General features: G+C 72.6%; 19 protein-coding genes and 1 riboswitch. Of the genes, 11 read left to right on the top strand and 8 right to left on the bottom strand.

Annotated elements, in window-relative coordinates:
* Window positions 1-41 precede the first annotated feature (41 nt).
* Window positions 42-174: riboswitch (cobalamin riboswitch) on the bottom strand.
* A gap of 78 nt (window positions 175-252) precedes the next feature.
* The 3 genes from ACGFI8_RS16365 to ACGFI8_RS16355 are packed head-to-tail and all read left to right on the top strand — an operon-like array spanning window position 253 to window position 3,499.
* Window positions 253-1,353 (top strand): precorrin-3B synthase, encoded by a 1,101-nt coding sequence (locus ACGFI8_RS16365; RefSeq protein WP_392805211.1) that lies wholly within the window; start codon window positions 253-255, stop codon window positions 1,351-1,353.
* Window positions 1,350-1,991: a precorrin-8X methylmutase gene (locus ACGFI8_RS16360; RefSeq protein WP_392805208.1), complete on the top strand. Its 642-nt coding sequence runs from the start codon at window positions 1,350-1,352 to the stop codon at window positions 1,989-1,991. The genes ACGFI8_RS16365 and ACGFI8_RS16360 overlap by 4 nt, the downstream gene beginning before the upstream one ends.
* Window positions 1,988-3,499: a precorrin-2 C(20)-methyltransferase gene (locus ACGFI8_RS16355; RefSeq protein ID WP_392805205.1), complete on the top strand. Its 1,512-nt coding sequence runs from the start codon at window positions 1,988-1,990 to the stop codon at window positions 3,497-3,499. Before ACGFI8_RS16360 ends, ACGFI8_RS16355 begins: the two co-directional genes overlap by 4 nt.
* A 23-nt stretch (window positions 3,500-3,522) precedes the next feature.
* On the opposite strand, the gene ACGFI8_RS16350 is transcribed toward ACGFI8_RS16355, so the two are convergent.
* Window positions 3,523-4,191: a TetR/AcrR family transcriptional regulator gene (locus ACGFI8_RS16350; protein ID WP_392805203.1), complete on the bottom strand. Its 669-nt coding sequence runs from the start codon at window positions 4,189-4,191 to the stop codon at window positions 3,523-3,525.
* A 101-nt stretch (window positions 4,192-4,292) separates the two neighbouring features.
* Between ACGFI8_RS16350 and ACGFI8_RS16345 the strand changes: the two genes are divergently transcribed.
* The gene (locus ACGFI8_RS16345; RefSeq protein ID WP_392805201.1) at window positions 4,293-4,997 is read left to right on the top strand and encodes a Crp/Fnr family transcriptional regulator; all 705 of its coding nucleotides are present in this window, start codon (window positions 4,293-4,295) and stop codon (window positions 4,995-4,997) included.
* Window positions 4,998-5,035: 38 nt separating this feature from the next.
* On the opposite strand, the gene ACGFI8_RS16340 is transcribed toward ACGFI8_RS16345, so the two are convergent.
* Window positions 5,036-6,076 carry an LLM class flavin-dependent oxidoreductase gene (locus ACGFI8_RS16340; RefSeq protein ID WP_392805199.1) on the bottom strand — a complete coding sequence of 347 codons (1,041 nt, stop codon included), beginning with the start codon at window positions 6,074-6,076 and terminating at the stop codon, window positions 5,036-5,038.
* A gap of 122 nt (window positions 6,077-6,198) precedes the next feature.
* Here ACGFI8_RS16340 and ACGFI8_RS16335 point away from each other — a divergent pair, with 122 nt between their 5' ends.
* Complete coding sequence (locus ACGFI8_RS16335) at window positions 6,199-9,546, top strand: DUF4132 domain-containing protein (RefSeq protein WP_392805197.1); 3,348 nt, start codon at window positions 6,199-6,201, stop codon at window positions 9,544-9,546.
* Window positions 9,547-9,813: 267 nt separating this feature from the next.
* Here ACGFI8_RS16335 and ACGFI8_RS16330 read toward each other — a convergent pair whose 3' ends face one another.
* The gene (locus tag ACGFI8_RS16330; protein ID WP_259865589.1) at window positions 9,814-10,017 is read right to left on the bottom strand and encodes a cold-shock protein; all 204 of its coding nucleotides are present in this window, start codon (window positions 10,015-10,017) and stop codon (window positions 9,814-9,816) included.
* A gap of 713 nt (window positions 10,018-10,730) precedes the next feature.
* Here ACGFI8_RS16330 and ACGFI8_RS16325 point away from each other — a divergent pair.
* The 3 genes from ACGFI8_RS16325 to ACGFI8_RS16315 are packed head-to-tail and all read left to right on the top strand — an operon-like array spanning window position 10,731 to window position 11,806.
* Window positions 10,731-11,096, top strand: a complete 366-nt coding sequence (locus ACGFI8_RS16325; RefSeq protein WP_392805194.1) for a DUF2089 domain-containing protein — start codon at window positions 10,731-10,733, stop codon at window positions 11,094-11,096.
* Window positions 11,093-11,353: a hypothetical protein gene (locus ACGFI8_RS16320; protein ID WP_392805191.1), complete on the top strand. Its 261-nt coding sequence runs from the start codon at window positions 11,093-11,095 to the stop codon at window positions 11,351-11,353. The genes ACGFI8_RS16325 and ACGFI8_RS16320 overlap by 4 nt, the downstream gene beginning before the upstream one ends.
* A 21-nt stretch (window positions 11,354-11,374) precedes the next feature.
* Window positions 11,375-11,806: a hypothetical protein gene (locus tag ACGFI8_RS16315; RefSeq protein ID WP_392805188.1), complete on the top strand. Its 432-nt coding sequence runs from the start codon at window positions 11,375-11,377 to the stop codon at window positions 11,804-11,806.
* Window positions 11,807-11,911: 105 nt separating this feature from the next.
* Here the strand turns inward: ACGFI8_RS16315 and ACGFI8_RS16310 are convergent, their stop codons facing one another.
* The 4 genes from ACGFI8_RS16310 to ACGFI8_RS16295 form a co-directional block, all read right to left on the bottom strand.
* Complete coding sequence (locus ACGFI8_RS16310) at window positions 11,912-12,700, bottom strand: hypothetical protein (RefSeq protein WP_392805185.1); 789 nt, start codon at window positions 12,698-12,700, stop codon at window positions 11,912-11,914.
* On the bottom strand, window positions 12,700-13,227 hold the full coding sequence (locus ACGFI8_RS16305; protein WP_392805182.1) for a sigma-70 family RNA polymerase sigma factor: 528 nt from the start codon (window positions 13,225-13,227) through the stop codon (window positions 12,700-12,702). The genes ACGFI8_RS16310 and ACGFI8_RS16305 overlap by 1 nt, the downstream gene beginning before the upstream one ends.
* Window positions 13,228-13,315: 88 nt before the next feature.
* Window positions 13,316-14,044: a class I SAM-dependent methyltransferase gene (locus ACGFI8_RS16300; protein WP_392805179.1), complete on the bottom strand. Its 729-nt coding sequence runs from the start codon at window positions 14,042-14,044 to the stop codon at window positions 13,316-13,318.
* Window positions 14,045-14,126: 82 nt separating this feature from the next.
* The gene (locus tag ACGFI8_RS16295; RefSeq protein WP_392805177.1) at window positions 14,127-14,909 is read right to left on the bottom strand and encodes a hypothetical protein; all 783 of its coding nucleotides are present in this window, start codon (window positions 14,907-14,909) and stop codon (window positions 14,127-14,129) included.
* Window positions 14,910-15,034: 125 nt separating this feature from the next.
* On the opposite strand from ACGFI8_RS16295, the gene ACGFI8_RS16290 reads away from it, so the two are divergent.
* The 3 genes from ACGFI8_RS16290 (at window position 15,035) to ACGFI8_RS16280 (ending at window position 18,258) form a co-directional block, all read left to right on the top strand.
* Complete coding sequence (locus ACGFI8_RS16290; protein ID WP_392805175.1) at window positions 15,035-15,997, top strand: hypothetical protein; 963 nt, start codon at window positions 15,035-15,037, stop codon at window positions 15,995-15,997.
* Window positions 15,998-16,098: 101 nt separating this feature from the next.
* Window positions 16,099-17,874 carry a hypothetical protein gene (locus ACGFI8_RS16285; RefSeq protein ID WP_392805173.1) on the top strand — a complete coding sequence of 592 codons (1,776 nt, stop codon included), beginning with the start codon at window positions 16,099-16,101 and terminating at the stop codon, window positions 17,872-17,874.
* A gap of 18 nt (window positions 17,875-17,892) precedes the next feature.
* Window positions 17,893-18,258, top strand: a complete 366-nt coding sequence (locus ACGFI8_RS16280; protein WP_392805171.1) for a hypothetical protein — start codon at window positions 17,893-17,895, stop codon at window positions 18,256-18,258.
* A gap of 4 nt (window positions 18,259-18,262) precedes the next feature.
* Here the strand turns inward: ACGFI8_RS16280 and ACGFI8_RS16275 are convergent, their stop codons facing one another.
* The gene (locus ACGFI8_RS16275) at window positions 18,263-19,237 is read right to left on the bottom strand and encodes a hypothetical protein (RefSeq protein ID WP_392805168.1); all 975 of its coding nucleotides are present in this window, start codon (window positions 19,235-19,237) and stop codon (window positions 18,263-18,265) included.
* Between the last annotated feature and the right edge of the window lie 253 nt (window positions 19,238-19,490).

Below are 19,490 nucleotides of genomic sequence, written 5' to 3'. Positions count from 1 at the left end.
GGTCCGCGCCCCAAGTCGGTCGGGATGGGTCCGGCGGCGGAGAGTCTCCTGGCTCCCGGATCGGCGCTCGCCCCCGGGCCTTCCCGGGGGTATGCACCCCGGTGGCCGTCGTCGCTGGAGGCTCACTCCCCGGTCACAGTGGCGGGACCGTCCCGGATTCGCACCGGGTTCCTCCACACGTCGCCGTGGTACAGCAGGCCCAACTCTGCGCGACGAGCGTGCGCCGCGTCAAGCGCAGGTAGTATCCGGCCCGTGCAGGCTGCCAACGGACGTGACGCCCCCGATCGGTGCCCCGGCGCCGTGCAGGTGCACGAGGCCGCCGACGGTGGGCTGGCGCGGGTCCGGCTGCCCGGCGGGCGGCTCACCGCCGCGCGGCTGGAGGTGCTGCGCGCGGCCGCCGCGGAGCTGGGCGACCCGGCGCTGGAGCTCACCTCGCGCGGGAACGTGCAGGTCAGGGCGCTGCGTCCGGGCGCGGAGCACGAGCTCGCGGCGCGGCTGACCGACGCCGGGCTGCTGCCCTCGGCGTCGCACGAACGTGTGCGCAACATCATCGCGTCCCCGTTGGGCGGCCCCGCCGTCCAACGGCTGGTCGAGGCGTTCGACGCCGGGCTGTGCGCGACCCCCGAGCTGGCCGGCCTGCCGGGCCGGTTCCTGGCCACGATCGACGACGGCCGCGGCGACGTGACCCCGCTGCTCGGCGACGTGGGGCTGCACGGCTCGCGGCTGGTCCTGGCCGGCGCCCCGACCAGCGCCTCCGGCGGCGCCGAGCTGCTGGTCCGGGCCGCCCTGGCCTTCCTGGCGGAGCGGGCCGCGCAGGGGTCCCGGGCCTGGCGGCTGGCCGAGTTGGCGGACGGGCCCGCGCGGGTCGCGGCCCGGCTGCGGGCCGTGCTGACGGGCGAGGACCTCCCGGCGACGGGGCCGGTCGAGCCGGGCGTGTCCGCGCACGGCGTGGTCGTGGCCGTGCCGCTGGGCCTGCTCGCGGGCGCCCAGTCGGCGGCGCTGGCGGGCGCGGCGAAGGAGATGATCGTCACGCCCTGGCGGACCGTTGTCGTCCCCGCGGTACCGATGGAAGAAGCTGACTCGACCGTCGCCGGACTGGCCGCCGCCGGGCTCACCGCCGACCCCGCCTCGCCATGGGCCGGGGTGACGGCGTGCGCCGGGCGGCCGGGCTGCGCCAAGGCACTCGCCGACGTCCGCGCGGACGCCCGGGCCGCCGTGGCCGCCGCCGGCGCACGGGAGCCCGGCGCGGTGCCGGTGCACTGGGTCGGCTGCGAACGGCGCTGCGGCGCGCCGAGAGGAAGGCACGTGGAGATGCTCGCGACGCCCGCCGGGTACCGGAGCGCGGTCGTATGACGCAGCGCAGCGACCTGCCGGCGGAGTACATCCGCGACGGCGCGGAGATCTACCGGCGCTCGTTCGCGACGATCCGGGCCGAGGCCGACCTGTCCGCGCTGCCCGCCGACGTGGCGCAGGTGACGGTCCGCATGATCCACGCCTGCGGCATGGTCGACCTGCCCGCCGACGTCGGCTACTCCCCCGGCGTCGTCGCGGCCGCGCGCGCGGCGCTGCGCTGCGGGGCGCCGATCCTGTGCGACGCCGAGATGGTCGCGTCCGGGGTGACCCGCGCGCGGCTGCCGAGGGACAACGACGTGGTGTGCACGCTGCGCGATCCCGGCGTACCGGGGCTGGCGGAGCGGCTCGGCACCACGCGCAGCGCGGCGGCCCTCGAACTCTGGCGGGGCCGCATCGACGGCGCCGTCGTCGCCATCGGCAACGCGCCGACCGCCCTGTTCCGCCTCCTGGAGCTGGTCGCCGAGGGCGCGGGCACCCCCGCCGCGGTGCTCGGCATCCCGGTCGGGTTCATCGGCGCGGCCGAGTCGAAGGCGGCCCTGGCCGGCTCCGGGCTGGAACACCTGGTGGTGCACGGCCGCCGGGGCGGCAGCGCGATGACGGCCGCCGCCGTCAACGCGATCGCGGACGAGAAGGAATGACCACGGTGGACAGCGGCAGGCTCTTCGGTGTCGGTCTGGGCCCCGGCGACCCGGAGCTCGTGACGGTCAAGGCCGCCCGGCTCATCGCCGCGGCGCCGGTCGTCGCGTACCACAGCGCCCGGCACGGGCGCAGCATCGCCCGCTCGATCGCCGCGCCGTACCTGCGTGCGGACCAGATCGAGGAGGCACTCGTCTATCCGGTGACGACCGAGGACACCCCCGACTACCGCGGCGTCATCGAGGAGCACTACGACGCGTGGGCGGCCCGCCTCGCCGCGCACCTCGACGCCGGCCGCGACGTCGTGGTGCTGTGCGAGGGCGACCCGCTCTTCTACGGGTCGTACATGCACATGCACAAGCGGCTCTGCCGGCGGTACCCCACCGAGGTCGTCCCCGGCGTGACGTCCGTGTCCGGCGCGTCGGCCGTGCTGGGCCGCCCCCTCGTCGAGCGCGACGAGATCCTCACCGTGCTGCCCGGCACGCTGCCCGCCGACGAACTCGCCGAGCGCCTGGCCGCCACCGACTCCGCGGCGGTACTGAAGCTGGGCCGCACGTTCGGCCCGGTCCGCGAGGCGCTCGAGCGCGCCGGTCGGCTCGGCGACGCCTGGTACGTCGAGCGCGCCACCACCCCCGGCGAGCGCATCGCCCCGCTGGCCGAGGTGGACCCGGCGACGGTGCCGTACTTCTCCCTGGCCCTGCTGCCCTCCCGCGTGCACGAGGAGACCGCGGCCGCGCTCGCCGAGGCCGCCCCCGCGCCGGGGCAGGGCGAGGTCGTGGTGGTCGGCCTGGGGCCCGCCGGCCGCGACTGGCTCACCCCGGAGGCGCAGGCCGCGCTCGCCGCCGCCGAGGACCTCGTCGGCTACGGCCCCTATCTGGCGCGGGTCCCGGACAACCCGCGGCAGCGCCGGCACGCCTCCGACAACCGCGTCGAGGCCGAGCGCGCCGAGTTCGCACTGGCGCTGGCCAAGGAAGGCCGCCGGGTCGCGGTGGTCTCCTCCGGCGACCCGGGCGTCTTCGCGATGGCCGCCGCCGTGCTGGAGGTGGCGGCCGAGCCGCGCTGGAAGGACGTGCCGGTGCGGGTCCTGCCCGGCCTGACCGCCGCCCAGGCGGTGGCGAGCCGGGTCGGCGCCCCGCTGGGCCACGACTTCTGCGTGCTGTCGCTGTCCGACCGCCTCAAGCCGTGGGACGTGATCGCCGGCCGGCTGGAGGCCGCCGCCCGCGCCGACCTGGTCATCGCGGTCTACAACCCGGGCTCGCGCACGCGGACCTGGCAGGTGGAGGCCGCCCGGGAGCTGCTGCTGCGCCACCGCGCCGCCGACACCCCGGTCGTGCTCGGCCGCGACGTCGGCGGCCCGGCCGAGTCGGTCCGCGTGGTGCGCCTCGCCGACCTCGATCCGGCCGAGGTGGACATGCGGACCCTGCTCATCGTCGGCTCGTCACAGACGCGGCTGCAGGACCGCGGCGCGGCGACGCCGGTGGTCTGGACCCCGCGCCGCTACCCCGCCTGAGGCCCCCGCCACCCGGCTAGGCCTCAGGGCTGCTGCAGGACCCGGCGGATGGTGGCCGCGACGTACTCGGGGTCGCGGTGGTCGCGCAGCACGACGACCGTGGAGCCGCCGTCGCCCGCGGGCTCGTCCGGGCGGGTGAACAGCGAGACGACCTGGGCCATGGCCGCGTCCAGCTCGGCGGCCGGGTCCGCGGCGTCGCGGCGCAGCCAGCGGCGCAGGACGTGGTTGTGCGCCGAGACCACGGCGGCGGCCATCAGCTCGGCGCGCAGCGCCGCGCCGGGGGCCGGGCCCATCCAGTCGGCGATGAACTCGCGGAAGAGCCGCTGGTACCGCGCGACGCTGGCGATCTCGCGGTCGCGCAGGGCGGCTACCCGGCTGGTCAGCGCGTAGCGGCGCCGGGCCCGGTCGCCCTCCTCGACGTAGCGCAGCAGCACCAGCCGTACCGCGTCGGTCACCGCGACGAGCGCGGTCTCGGCGCTGGAGGTGGCCAGGCGCTCACGCACGGCCGCGACGAGCCGGTCGTGGTCCGGGAAGATCACGTCCTCCTTGGACCGGTAGTGCCGGAACAGCGTCGTGCGGCCGACGCCGGCGCGGTCGGCGATCTCGTCGGCGGTCGTCTGCTCGTAGCCGCGCTCGTCGAACAGGTCCAACGCCGCGTCGACCAGGCGCTCTCGTACGGGGATTCCGGTCACCGTGCCATCCTCGCGCATCGTCGGACTGGCTGTTGCCTCGCCGCTCTGGGATCAAGTACCGTCATAACGGTACTTGGTACCGCGCCGCTCCGGGAGGGCCGATGTCACCGACATATTCACCCGAGCTCGTGCGCACGGCCGGGCTGTTCGAGTACGCCGACCCCGACGAGGCCGAGTCGCTCGAACGCGAATTCGAGATCGTCCACGCCCCGCGCCGTACGGTGCTGTTCCGCGAGGGCGAGACCGCCGACTACCTCTACGTCCTGCTGGACGGCAAGGTGAAGCTCAGCCGCCGCTCCCACGACGGCCGCGAGGGGCTACTGGCGCTGCTCGGCCCGGCGGACCAGTTCGGCGAGATCGAGCTGCTCGACGGCGGCCCGCGGGTCACCACCGCGACGGTCGTGTCCGGCGCGCGGCTGGCCCGCCTGCACAAGACCGCCCTGTACCGCTGGATCGCCCAGCGCCCGCGCGTCGCCGAGCAGCTGCTGCAGGTCGTCGCCCGCCGGATCCGCGGCAACCGGGCCACCGTCCACGACCGGCTCTTCACCGACGTGCCCGGCCGGGTCGCCGGCCAGCTCATCCAGCTCGCCAACCAGTTCGGCGTGGTCGAGGACGGCGCGACGCGGGTCGTGCACGACCTCACCCAGACCGAGCTGGCCCAGTTCGTCGGCGCGTCCCGGGAGTCGGTGAACAAGGTTCTGGCGCAGTACGCCAGCCGGGGCTGGGTCCGGCTGGAGAACAAGTGCATCGTCATCCTCGACGACGCCCCGCTGGCCCGCCGCGCCCAGCACAAGCGCCGCCGCTGACGACGGCGCCTCGCTGCCCGGCACGGACCGCGCGGCGGTCAGGGTGACGGCCGGACGGCCGGGAACGGGCGGCTGGGGATCTCGCGGCGCAGGACGGGCGCGACCTCGGCCTGGAACAGCTCCAGTGACGCACGGTGCTGCTTGTCGGTCAGGCCGTCGGCGTCGGCCTGCACGTGCATGACCTCGTGGCCGAGGCGGTCGTGGTACCGGTGGACCTTGTCGATGATCTGCTGCGGGCTGCCGACCAGGATGGAGCTGCGCTCGATCGCGTCCTCCAGCGTCGGGAAGACCGGCTCGACGCCGAAGCGGCGGAAGGTCTCCAGGCGGGTGTTGAAGATCGGGCGGTACGTCTCGATCGCCTCCTGCGAGCGCTCGTGCACGTAGAGTCCGGCCGAGCCGGCGCCGACCAGGGCCGTGGCCGGGTCGTGGCCGTGGAAGGCGAGGCGCTCGCGGTAGTGCTCGACCAGCTCCGCGTACGGCTCGACCGGGTTGGTCACGTTGGCGGAGAACAGCGGGTCGCCGTACAGGGCGGCGAGCTCGACGGAGGCCTTGCTGGTGGCGCTGCCGTGCCAGATCCGGATCGGCTGCTGCAGCGGACGCGGCCAGGTCTCGGCGTCCTCCAGCGACGGGCGGAACCGGCCCGACCAGGTGACGCGCTCCTCCCGCCACAGCCGGGTGAACAGCTCGTACCCCTCGCGGTTGCGGTCCCACTGGTCCTCGGCCGTGACGTGGAACAGTTTCGCCTGCGCCGCGCCGTTGCCCTTGCCGACGATCAGCTCCAGCCGCCCGTCCGAGAGGTTGTCGAGGGTCGCGTAGTCCTCGAAGGCACGGACCGGGTCGAGCAGGCTGAGCGTGGTGACGGCGGTGAAGAGCCGGATCGTGGCGGTGCGGGCCGCGATGTGGCTGAGCACGACCGGCGGCGAGGACGAGATGAACGGCCGCTCGTGGCGTTCACCGACGCCGAAGCCGTCGAAGCCGAGCTCCTCGGCGAGGACGGCGTTGTCCACGACCTCGCGCAGGCGATCCCGCGGCGACTTCTTCCCGTCGTACACGATGAGGGTGATGGCCAGAAACTTCATGGTCCCTCCGGGATGCGCGAGCCAATTGCCCATTAACCCTACGTGTAAGCTATGAATTAGGCAATTTTCTGTCGTACCCCGCCGGTACAGTGCCGTCGACGCGAGGAACCCGGGAGGCGGCGATGACGGGCAGGCGGGACGGCACCACGACGGTGGCGGTGGACGAGGACGCGTTCGTCCTGCCCGCCGCCTGGCGCAAGCTGTTCCTGCCTCGCCGCGGCGGGACAGCCGGGCCGCCGCTCGACGTGGACCCCGAGCGCGGCGCCGAGCTCGTCCGGACGGCGAAGGGCACGATCGAGATCCGCCTCGCACATCCGGGCAGCGACGCCGACCTGGTGGCGGCCGCGTGGGCCTACCTCGACGACCCGGCCGCCGGGCCGCCGGCGGGCGCGGGCGTCGTCGCCGGGCTGATTTCGTGCCACATCGGCTGGCGCGACACCGAGCGGATGACCAGGCTCGCCGACGCCTGGGTTGCGGCGCGCGGCGTCGTCTTCGCGGCCGAGTCAGCGGTGCGGGCAACGGGGCTGGAGTTCGGCGGCTATTGGAACAACGGCCGCCAGGTCGAGCCGCGGGTGGTGCGGCGCACCGGCCCGGGCTGGGGCTATTTCCCGCACTGGGTCGCGCTCGCCGGCCGGGTCCGTGCCCACCTGGCGATCGCCCCAGACGACGAGTGGGCCGCGGCCGCCGCCATGCTCGGTCAACTCCGGCGGGGGCCCGCGCAGTGGCGGGTGGCCACGTCGTTCCTGCTGCCCACCCGGAGCGAGTGGGTCGACGCCGACTGTGCCGCGCTGGGTGCCGGCGGCGACCACGACCTGGGCAAGCTGCTGTGGTGCTCGGCCGGCACAGCGGAACAGCTGGCCCTCGCCGCGCGGTATGTCGACGACTGGTGGGGCGCCCGCGACACCGCGGCGCTGGCCACGGTGGCTGACGGCGTCGGGCCCGCGATCGCACCGCACCTGGTCGCGTGGTTCGACGCCGAAAACCTGGACGCCGAGGCCCAGCAGCGGGTCCTCGGCACGCTCGCGCACCTGCCGACCGACGAGGCGTTCGCGGCGCTGGTCGAGCGACTCGACCGCAAGTACGTCCCGGCGGTCGCCCTGGAGGTGGCCCGGCGGTTCCCGCGCCGCGCGCTGCGCCTGCTCGCCGGCGCCGACCGGCCGGCCGCGCGCGAGCTGCTGCGGGTCCACGTGCTGGCCAACCGGGACGTCGTCGCCGGCGAGCTGCCGTCGCTGCCGGGACCGGCACGGGAGCGCGTCGAGGCGATCCTGACCGTGGCGGACGCGGTGCCCGAGGCGCCGGCGGAGGCGCTCCCGCCGGTGCTCGTCGCGCCGCCGTGGGCGCAGCCGCGGAAGCGGGTCAAGCCGGTCGTGGTGGCCGGCCTCGCGTTCGCCGACGGGCCGGTCCTGCGCTGGGCGCCCGGCGAGCGGCAGGAGTGGGCGGCGAAGCGGCCGGCGCACGCGTCGCAGTGGCGGCTCGACCTCCCGGTCGACGTCGCGGCCGAGCTGCAGCGGGCCGGGCGACTGCCGGCGTGGGACGCGTTCGTCCTCATGACGACCGGGCCGGTCAAGGTGGTCGAGCCGCTGCTGGCCGGCTGGCGGCCCGAGATGTGGGACAGTCCGCAGTGGATGCCGCCGATCATCGCCCGGCACGAGCTCGGCGCCCTGCCGGCGGCCCTGCACCTGGCCCGCCGGCAGCCGACGACCGGCACCGAGCTGCTGATGCCCTATGCCACCGGCGAGATCGCCGCGCACATGGCCGACTCGCTGGCCCGGCTCAGGTCGCTGCGCACGGTGGCGATGGCGTGGTTCGAGCGGCACGCGGCCTACGCGGCGCGGGCGTTGGCGCCGGCGGCGCTGGGCCCGGCGGGCGCCGAGCGGCGGGCGGCCGAGGAGGCGCTGCGGCTGATCGCGGCGCGGCACCGCGACGCCGTCCTGGCCGCCGGCGACGCCTACGGTCCGGCCGCTCAGGCCGGGCTGGAGGCGCTGCTCGACGCCGACCCGCTGCAGACGCTGCCGGCCCGCATCCCGCAGCTGCCGATCTGGGCGGAGCCCGGCCTGCTCCCGCGCATCCTGCTCGCGGACCGCTCGGCGGCCCTCGGCGACGGCCCGGCCCGAAACCTGTGCACGATGCTGGCCCTGTCCAAGCCCGGGGAGGTCTATGCGGGCGTCGGGCTCGCGCGCGCCGCGTGCGACCCCGCCTCGCTCGCCGAGTTCGCGTGGGCGCTGTTCCGGCAATGGCAGGCCGTCGGCGCGCCGCCGAAGGAGGCGTGGCCGCTGCACGCGCTGCGCTGGATCGGCGACGACGAGACGGTCCGGCGGCTCGCCCCGGTGATCCGCGCCTGGCCGGGCGAGGGTGGCCACACCAAGGCGGTGGCCGGCCTGGACGTGCTCGCCGACATCGGCACCGACCTGGCGCTGATGCACCTGCACGGCATCGCCCAGCAGGCGAAGTTCAAGGGCCTGCGCGACCGCGCGACGCAGAAGGTCGCCGAGGTCGCCGCCGGCCTGGGCCTGACCGCGGAGCAGCTCGCCGACCGGCTCGTGCCCGACCTCGGCTTGGACGCGGACGGCTCGCTGACCCTGGACTACGGCCCGCGCCGGTTCGTGGTCGGCTTCGACGAGCAGCTGCGGCCGTTCGTGACCGACGGCACCGGCGCGCGGCGCAAGGACCTGCCGAAGCCGGGCGCCCGCGACAACGAGCACCTGGCCACGGCCGCCTACCGGCGCTTCGGCGGCCTGAAGAAGGACGTCCGCACCATCGCCGCCGACCAGATCCGCCGGCTCGAGGCCGCCATGGTCGCGCAGCGGTGCTGGACGACCGCCGAGTTCCGCGACCTGATCGTGGCCCACCCGCTGCTTGGCCACATCGCCCGCCGCCTGGTGTGGACCGCGGATCCCAGCGACGCCGCCTCCGTCGCCTTCCGCGTCGCCGAGGACCGCACCTACGCCGACGCCGCCGACGAGACCTACGAGCCGTCGCCGAGCGCCGCCATCGGGGTCGCGCACCCGGTGCGCCTCGGCCCCGAGGCGGTGGCCGCCTGGTCGGCAGTCTTCGCCGACTACGAGATCCTGCAGCCGTTCGCCCAGTTGGCCCGCCCGGTGCACGAGCTGGACGACGCCGAGCGCGCCGCCGCCGACCTGCCGCGGTTCCGCGGCCGGAGCGTCCCGACCACGAAGCTGCTGGCCCTGGAGCGCCGCGGCTGGCGCCGGGGCGCACCCCAGGACGCCGGCGTCCAGTGCTGGATGTGGCGCCCGGCCCCGGACGGCCGCGCCGTCGTGCTCGACCTCGACCCGGGCATCGCGGTCGGCGCCGTGGACGCCCTGCCGGACCAGGAGATCACCCACATCTGGATCAACGACCACCCGGCAGGCACCTGGTTCCCACGCACCCCGACCCGCCCGTTCGCCACCCTGGACACCGTCACCGCCTCAGAACTCCTCCGCGACCTGACAGAGGTCCTGACGCGATGAACACCCGCGGGTCCGCAGGGCGGTCGGGCAGCTGATCGGCCTTGCCGTCATGGCCGGCGACCAAGACAACATCACGGTCGTCGTGGTCGACGCCAAGGAGAACGACTCATAGGACAGGCGCGCGACCTGACGGCCTCAGGCGTGCGATTCGCGGCGACCAGCGTGCGCGGTTCGCCGTGATCGTTGGTCACGACGGAGACGGACTGAGCGCCCGCACCGAGACGGTGCGGGCGCTCAATCTTCGCTATGGGTTCTGCCGGGGGCCGGTCAGACGCCGCGGACGTTCTCCGCCTGCGGACCCTTCTGCCCCTGGGTCACCTCGTATTCAACCTTCTGGCCTTCCGTGAGCTCACGGTATCCACCGCTGGCGATGGCCGAGTAGTGGACGAAGACGTCCGCTCCTCCGTCATCCTGCTGGATGAAGCCGAAGCCCTTTTCGGAATTGAACCACTTGACGGTACCGCGAGCCACACGTTCCTCCTGATGATGGCGGGACCCCGTCCGTCGCCAATCGCCGGCGACAAACTCCCACCCGTACTGACAATACCCTTAGGGAGGGCAAGTAGTCGCAGGCTCCCCACCCGAACAGCTGCGGAGGCCACCATCCGGTCGCACGCCGGAGGGCTAGGTTCGCGGCCCGGTTGCGACCTTCGCCATGGGCTCCGGCGGCGGGCAAGTCAGGCCACGGCGCCGAGCCGGGCATGACGAGCGGGAAATGCTCGCGCTGCCATGACATGCCGCAATCGGGTGTCGTGGCTCCAGTCGAGGGGCCGTCTGCCAGCCACAGTACGGCCGCACGGGGGATGGGCCACCCGGCGACCGGACGTGTTTCACCCAGGCCGAGACGCCCGCCAGGCCCGGCAATCGACGGTTGCCGCCGCTACGCCTGGCCCGTGCGCGCGGTGCTCCAGGGTCGGCACGACCCGCTCGTCGCCGGTCGAGCCGAGGGCGCCACGATCAGCCCGCTGCGGAACGTCAGGGCGAGTTTGTCGCCCGGCTCGCGGCCGTGGTTCCTACTCGGCGAGGCGGTTCCCGGGACGTGACCCAGGCTCCTCTCCGTAGAGCGGTCTCCAGACCCGGCACATTCAAGATCAAATTAAGAAAATCAAGGAATATGCGTTGACGCCTTGAAAAAATGAAAGTACAAATAATTGGCGGGCACGACGCCGAGAGCAAAGGAGCCGATGGTGGACTGGCAGGAACTGACCGACCTGACGCATGGACAACCGTTCACGGTCGAGCGGGTCCGCCTCGCCAGCAACGGCGTCGTGATCGAGGGCCAGTTCGAGCCGCCGCAACTGGCCCAGCTCAGCATCGACGACCAGGTGTTCGTCGCCGCGTTCGTACGGTCACACGGTTCGATCAAGGAGATGGAGCGGATCTTCGGGGTGAGCTACCCGACGATCAAGTCCCGGCTGAACCGAATCGCCGAACGCCTCGACTTCGTCGACACCGACCCGGCACCCACCGGCGCCGACGTCGTTGACCGCCTGCGGCGGGGGGAGATCAGCGTCCAGGAGGCGCTGGCCGAGCTAGGGAGGTCGCGATGATCCCGCACCTGGTGACCGTCCGCCATCGCCGTCCCAACGGCCGCTGGCTGCGGCTGCACGTCCCCGTCCTGCCGGTACTGCTGCTGCTCTCGCCACTGCTGCTGATCGCCGTGCCGGTCGGACTGGTCGCATGCCTCGCCACCCGGGTAAGCCCGCTCGGCGCGCTACGCGGCACCGGGCAACTCCTGCGGGCGCTACCCGGCACTCAGATCGAGGTCGAGCAGGGCCGAACGGCCGTGCTGGTCAACGTCAGATGAGTCAGACAGGGAGGAACGACAATGAACGAGCAACGTCGCCAGGTCCTGCAGATGCTGGCCGAAGGCAAGATCACCGCCGACGAGGCCGAGCGGCTGATCGACGCCCTCGAACAAGAACAGCCCGAGCCGCCGCCGGGAGCCGCGCCCCGCCCGAAACCCCGGCCCAAGTACCTGCGCGTGGTGGTGAGCTCGGCGGACAACTTCGGCGGCGACGGGCCCGGCCGGGTCAACGTCCGGGTCCCGCTCCAGCTGCTGCGCGCCGGGGTACGGCTCACCAGCCTCATCCCCCCGCAGGCACTCACCCAGGTCAACGAAGAGCTGAGCAAGTCAGGGGTACCGATCGACCTCACCCAGCTCAAGCCACAGCACATCGAGGAACTCATCGAGCAGCTCGACGACGTCACCATCGACGTCGACCAGCCCGACGCCAAGGTGCAGGTATTCTGCGAGTGACACCGCCACGGCGCCGGACGCCCGCCCGGACCACGCGATCGGGCGGCCGTCCGGCAGCCGCAGGCATGCAACCCGCCTCGAACCCCCAGCCTTCTGATCCGCAGTTCAGACCGGCCAGGTCGGGTCAGTGGCGATCGCCTGCAGTTGCTGGCCGGTCAGCAGCGGCTCGGCCCGGGTCGCGGTGTTGGTCTTCTCGTCCACCGCGTTCCAGGTGCCGATCACGATGCGCACGTTGTCCGGCCGGTAGACGTCGGCCATGCGCAGCTTGATCCGGTCGTGACCGGCGTCCTCCGACGGGCCGTCGGTAAGCACGACGAGCGTGCCGTCTGGCAGTGTCGACTCGGTGCAGCTGGTGCCGGCCGGCATACCCCGCTTGGCGCAGGAGAACAGATCCATCGGGTCGCTGCCAGCCACGCGGCCACGCGTGACGGCGGACTTGAAGTCCGGCTGCACATTGATCTGAATCTTGCCACTACCGGCCGCGTCGGCGAGGACCAACTCGGCGAACCCCTCCTGACTGGACGGTTCGGACGTGGCCACACCGGCTGGCAGCAGCCGCCGCAAGGTCGCGAGCATCACGTCGGCCGGCACGCCGGATCGCCGCGCACCACCCGGACTGGGCGCGCCCGACGCGCCGGCCTGGGCGGACGAGGCGGCCACCGACACCGCCGGCCCCTGGCCGACCGTGGATGCTCCGCCCGATCGGTCGACGGCCACCGCAGCGACGCCGATCGCGACGCCCAGCACCGCGATCCCGCTGACCAACGTCGTGAACCGTTGCCGGGTCCGAACCCGGTCGGCCCGGGCGAACACCGCGACCGGTCCGGCACCGACCGGAGGCTCGTCGAGCTCCACCGCCTGGCGCAGCGCCGTACGCAGTTCATCGAGCGGCATCAGACCACACCTCCATCGCTGAACATGAGCTCCACAAGACTTCCGGCGAAGATCTGGCGCAACGCGGCCAGACCCTTGGCCGACTGGCTCTTCACCGTGCCCTCGCTGACCCCGAGCACGGCCGCGGTGTCCTCAACACTGCGGTCCTCCCAATAGCGCAGCACGACGGTCGCGCGCTGCCTGGCCGGCAGGGTGCGCAGCGCCGCCAGCACGGTGAGCGCCATGGCCTGGTCACCGGCCGCCGCCGGCGGCTCGGCCGCGCCCGCCGGGTCCGCCCAGTTCCGCTCGCGCCGCCGCGACCCGCGCCGGTTGTCGTCCAGATAGACCCGGAGCAGGACCTGGCGGGAATATGCGTCGAGGCTCTCCACCCGCCCGCGCCGCGCCGCCACCACGACCTTGGCCAGCGCGGTCTGCACGAGGTCCTCGGCCCGGTGCCATTCACCGCACAGCAGGAATGCGGTACGGCGCAGGTGTACGTATCGGGTCTCGACGTACTCGTGCAGCTCGGACTCGATCTCTGGGTTCACAGGCACCCCCTTTCACCAGTCCTAGACCGGTGCGGCGCCCGGGCGGGTTGCCTCAGCATGTCGTTCGGTGTGCCGCGGAGCCCGCGCCTCAGGTAGCACGCCTGGCGATGAACACGAACTCGCGTTCTGGTCGATCCGGCGCCTCTCGCACATCCAGCACCCGATAGTCCCGGGCGATCAGGCTCGATTCCAACTCGTCGCGATTCCGGAACCGCAGGGTCGAGTCCGACGTCACTACCGCGCCGTCGGCCAGGAACCGGTAGCTGTACCGGAACGAGACCAGCGGAAGGCTGATGTCGGTGACCTCACGGCGCTGCTCTACCGGTCCCCAGTCCGGAATGTCGAGGACGACGGGGTCGGTGTCCGCGGCCCATTCCTCCCAGGCGCGCCGTTCGGGACGTCTGGTCTCGAACACGAGATAGCCGTTCGGGTGGAGGGCGGCGTGGATGCCACACAGCGCCTGCGCCCAGTCGTCGTCGGTGAGAAAGACCTGCGCCACGTTGCCGGTCATCGTCACGAGGTCGGCATCGAGCGCCGGCACAGTCGCCGCATCGCCGTGGATCCAGGTGACGCTTCCAGCCTGATCCTTCGACCTCGCCACCTCAAGCGACGCCTCTGCCGGGTCAACACCCACGACGACACGGCCGGTCCCAGCGAGCAGGATCGCCAGGGATCCCGTGCCGCAACCGACATCGAGCACGCGGCCGGTGCCGAGCTCGTCGGCGATCGCAAGGTAGGCGGGCAGATCGTCCCGCCCTGCGTCGAAGGCATCGTAGATCGGTGCGAGGCGAGGGTGGGCAAAGATCGCATCGGGCACGCGGCGACGATATCCACCATGGAAGCGTCCCGGCGACAGGAATACGGCCGCCACAGGCTTCGCTGTCATGCAGCGCCGCGACTCAGGGCAGCCTCGCGCCATGCAGTGCGCTGAGAAGATCGCCGTATTCGGCTTCGGTGCCGATGGCTTGGCGGCGCTGAGGATGCATGAGGTAGTGGTTGATGGCGTGCACGAGGAACAACGCGTTGACGCCGTCCGTGCGGATTCGTCGGCGGCTGAAGGGCAGTCCGCGAACGCGGACCAGTTCCGGCCTGGCGTAGGTAAGCCGCACCGACGTGGCCGACGGTGTGGTTGGCGGTAATGAGCTCGCCGACAGGGCGTCCCACGGCACGGTTACTGTGCCGAGTGCGCTTCGATCCACCAGGCCGCTTGGTCGCAGTTGCACACCGACGTCGCGCCACACCGCCGCGATGAGCGGGACCGTCAGCACACCCAGCACGATGGTCAGTAGGCCGAACGTCCCCGTCATCACGCGCCAGCCGGGATCGTCGAATGCCGTGTCCCGGTCCGCATCGGGGAGGATGACACGAAACGTGGCCTCGGTCGCGGTCATGAAGACGGCCGTGGCGGCGCTGTAGACATGGCCCGGATGCGGTAGGGCACGAAACGCGGGTGCATCGGCATCGACAACGAACGCCGCCGGCCGCGGCCGTGTCAGGGCGACGAGTGCCATCCCGGCTGACGCGAGTCCCAGCAGGGACAGCACTGCCGGTATCGCGTATCTGGTGTTGCTGTCCGATGGCGCCAGCAGTTGCAATCCCACAAGACTCGCCGCGACAGCTACGGCGCCACCGAGTGTCAAGCGCGGATGGCGGGCGGTGCCGACGAGGGTCGCGGAGAGCACCCCAGCAGCGTACAGCCACAGAAGCGACACCCGGGCCCGCATGGAAGCCGGGTATCGCCAGCACTACCAGAAGAGTCAATCCAGCGTTGTGGTTCGCGCCGGCCGCCTACGCCTAGCTTGGGCGCATGACGTCGACCACCGCCGCTCGGGGCGGTGATGCGGCCCAGGTTCCTCCTGCGGCTCGGCGCGCCGTGTCCACACTCGATCGAGTCGAAGGGGTCTTCTTGTACAGTCCCGCACGCCCGTCGCGATCCGCGGGCGTCTCCGGTCGCGCGCTCGCTACGCTCGTCGCCCTCGCTGCGGTCCTCGTCGCCGCCTTCGTCGTCGCCCCGCCCACGCTGGCGGCGAACCGGTCGGGCGGCGGCTTTGCCGACATGCGCCACCTCACCGAGGCCCTCCGCGAGGCGTTCGTCGAGTATTGGCGTTCCGGCGACCGGGGTTTCTCCCCGGGTCTGGAGAGGGTGGTCGATCACTGGTTGCGGTACCACGTGGCCAAGGCCGTGATCGCTGCGATCTTGCTGGTCGTCTTGATTGCCCTGGGCGTTCTTCTCTGGAAGGCGTTCCTGCGAGCCGGTGGCCTCGGGGCGGGAAGGAGGGCCGCCCTCGCATCGGCCGGCGTTCTTGTCACGCTGCTCGCGCTGCTCTCGTTGACGACGGTGATGGCCAACGTCCAGGGTGCCGTGGCGCCGTTCGCCTCACTGTTGCCGATGCTGACGGACGGCGCAACGGACGAAAGGCTCGCCGATACGCTGGCCCAGGTCAGGCAGCGACTGGCCGACTCTCAGCACGCGGGTGGCCAAACCCCGCCCGCCCTCCAGGTGATGATCAGCGACTTTGCCCGATATCACGTGGCGATGGCCGTGGTTGCCGCGATCGTGGCGGTCGTCCTGATCGGCATGAGCGTGGTGTTGTGGAAGAGGTTTGCGAGTACGGAGTCGTCCGACAGGCGAACGAGGCGTGTGCTGGGGGCGTTCGGTGTTCTCTCGGTGTCGTTGTCGCTGCTCGTGATCGTTGTCGCGGTGGCGAACACGACCTCCGCGGCAGACCCCGCGCCGGCACTCCTCGCTTTCTTTGACGGCGGATGGTGACGTACCTTCCGAACCGGAACGCGGGGGCCGAACGGCGGCTCGTGCGGGGCATCCCGGGCCCCTAGGGTCGAGAGACCACAGTCGCGGTCGATGGGGATGCCATGGCGCGGACCGGTTCGGCCGGTTATTTCACTCACTTCCAACTCCACCGGGACGGGGCGGCCGAGGAGCCCGTCGAGCTGCCCGATGCCACCAGGTACATGTGCGCGGCCGCATACCTGGACAGGCATTTCGCCGACGCCGTCATCGCGGAGCTGGCCGAGGACGAGCACCGCGCGGTCGCCCCGGCGGTCGGCTACGACGTCGAACCGGTGTTGCGCCACTGCGTCCAGGCGCGGCAGCTCCGGCTGTACCGTGACATCGGCCTGCTCGCCGTCCTCGCCGTCGGCGGCCTGCTCGCGCCGGGGTTCGTCGCCCTCTGGCTGATGGTCGGCGCCGTCGTCGCCGCGGTTCGCTGGCTGCGCTCGGTGTTGCGCCGACGGCGCGAGCGCCGCCTGGTCGCGGGAAGGCGCCGCGTCCGCGCGGTGCCGATCATCCTCACGATCGTGGCGCTGTACCTGGTGTGCTCCTGCGGCTTCGCCGGCCTTGCCGCTATGCTCAGGCTGCAGGATGCGCTCGGTGGCGGCAGCGGTGGTGGGTACCTGCCGGCCCCGGTTCCCGGCGAGGCGGCGCTGCCGGTTCAGGACAGCGGCGGCTACGGCGGCCTGCTGCTGCGCATCGGCGTCGTGCTCATCCTCGCTCTCGGCGTGCTGTTCTGGTACAAACGCACCGTCTACCGGGTGCTGACCGTCGACCTCGGCCGCGGCAACACCGAGCACGTGGCGCCCGATGTGCCCTATCGCGGCCTGCGGGAGCGGGTCGAGCAGGTCGCCGCCGCGCAGTACGGCAACATCGCCCTGCACTCCGGCCGCAACCCGTTCATCGGCGCCGGACCGGTCCAGAACAGCTGGTCGATGTCCCTCGACCTGCGGCCGACCGGCAAGGGCTCGCACCGTGGCGAGCGGATCCCGATCGACCCCGTCGCCCTGCACCAGCACGTCCGGCAGCGGCTGCGCGAGATGTACGGCGAGACGCTGCGCGACGAGGAGAAGATCACCGGCCTGGTGCTGTCCGACCACGTCGTCGGGGCGGGCGAGCGCGAACACGACGAGCTCATCGAGCCGCGGCACCTCCGGCCGTACAGTGTGGCGAACCGCGAGGCGATCGACGCGATCATCCGGCAGCCGCAGGGGCGGCTGCGGCACTACCTGCGGGCCGTCGTCGGCAGCGAGGGCCGCGAAATCATGAGCCCCGACGGGCGGACCGTCGCGTCGCGGCAGGACCAGCAGATCGCCGTGTCGACGTTCTTGTATCTGGCCGTCGAGGGTGGCATGTTGTACGCCGAGTTCGTGGCCTGCGTCATGCCGCCGCTGCGCACCGAGTATCTCGTCATCGACCGCTGGGTGCCGGAGACGCTGACCGTGCGTGCGTTCGGCGAGGCCCTGCGCGCGATGTTCACCGAGGTCGTGGCGGCCCCGTACGGCCTGACCCGGTCGCTGGCCACGATCGCGGGTTACAGCGGCCGGATGCGCCGGGCCGACCGGGCCAGCCGGCAGTACCGCTACTACGACTACGGCGCGCGGATCAGCATCCGTGAGCTCGCCGCGCTCGCCGAGCCGGACAGCTACCTGCAGGCCCTTGACGCCGAGAAGTACTACAAGCTCGTCGAACGGGCAATCACCGGCGCCATCCTCGACTTCCTCGCCGACCAGAAGGTGGACACCACCGAGTACGAGACGAGGGCCAACGCCGTCCTGAACGCCGGCGTCATCATCACCGGCGGCACCTTCGCCGGCCCAGTGGCCGCCGGGGCGGGCGCCGTCGCCACCCAGGCCTGACGAACAGGGAGACCAGACATGACCCAGCAGCCGCCGCAGCACAGCGAGATCCACATCACCGGGGGACAGTTCAGCGGGCCGTTCGCGGCAGGCTACCAGGCCCAGGCGATCCAGCACGTGGCCGGCGACGTGAACGTGAACCCCATGGTGCAGACCGAGCTGGCCCGCCTCGCCGCGCTCATCGCCGAGCACCGCCCCCGGCTGCCCGAGGCGGCGCGCGTCGAGCGTGACCACGCGGAAGTTGCCGGCGAGCTGGCGCTGCCGCCCGCCGAGCGCGACCGGGACCGCATCGACGCCGCGCTCGACAGGATCGTCAAGCGATCGGCGGCGGTAGCCGCGATCGTCGCCAGCGTCGAGAAGGTCCGCCAGTTGCTGCACATCTGACCCGTCAGATGTCGCTCTCCACCCACTGCCGCAGGCCGTAGGTTCCGGCGATCGGGTTCCACACGTCCAGGAACTGCCGCTTGGCTTGGGTCGCCTGCCGGGACACGGCGTCGCCGTCGGCCTGGTGGGGGTTGGCCCGGCAGTTGCCGGACCGGGCGTCCTGCGCCCAGGCCAGATAGGCGTTGTCCGCCTCCAACGACGCGCTCAGCGCCGCGACGAGGTACGTATACACCTCGGTGCCGCGGGGAAGCGCGGCCGTCTGCAGCGCCTTGGCCTGGTCAAGCTCGGTGGCGCGCTCGGACGCGATCTGCCGGATCGTGCCCTCCGCGCCGCCCGGGTCGCGGCACACCCTGTCGAGGGCCGGCCCGAGGCTGCCACGGCTGGCCTTACTGCGGGCCAGGAGGTCGTCGACGGCCTGCGCCTGGCCGCGCGGGTCCCCGCTCGGGCTCGGCGTCCCACCAAGGGTCGGGCTCAACGTCCCGGCACGGGTCTGGGCCGGGTCCCCGGTCGGTCGGTCCGTGGTAGGCACCGGCGACGTCGGCCCGGCACCCGCTCCGGCGCCCGGTCCGGCGGTGCTGGACCACGGGTCGCTGGTGAAGCCGACGAGAAACGCCCCCGCCACGACAGCGACAGCGGCGGCCCACAACACCGGCGCGACCTGCACCGCCGAGCCCCGCCGCGGCGCGGCCCGGGAACGGCGCTGGCCGAACGTGCCGCCGAGGAACCACCGGCCGAGGACGAAATACGAGGCAACCACTGCCGCCGCGACGCCCAGGTGCAGCCAGGACAGGCCGTCGGCCACGGCGTACAGGCCGTAGTCGGTGCGCCGGTCCGCGATCGTTGTGGCGAGCACGAACGTGACGGCGAGCAGCCCCACGCACACGGCCCCGTCGACCACGTGCTCGCCGAGCCCCTGCGGTCTGTCCATAGTGGACGCGGCGGGCACCGGCTCGTCCTCGTCGTCCGCCTCGTCACGCACGGCCGGGATCGGCCGGGTGTACTCCTGGCGCAATCGGTGGCCGCATCGGGCGCACCGTTCACGCGTGTCGGCCGCATCCGCACCGCAGTAGGGACATTCCACAGGACGGCCCCCTCGGCTCACCGCGGTCGATCCGTGCATCGAGCGTACGGGAGCGGGCGCCCATCACATCCCGGAACGCGTTCGTCCGTTCGGCCCGCATTGGCCAGGCCGACGAGGCGACCGCTACGCGTTAAATTAATGCGTCTCGTCC

This window comes from Dactylosporangium sp. NPDC048998 (assembly GCF_043197855.1).
Classification (GTDB): domain Bacteria; phylum Actinomycetota; class Actinomycetes; order Mycobacteriales; family Micromonosporaceae; genus Dactylosporangium.
The sequence above is the reverse complement of the archived record's forward strand: the minus strand, read 5'-3'. Positions and strand labels throughout refer to the sequence as shown.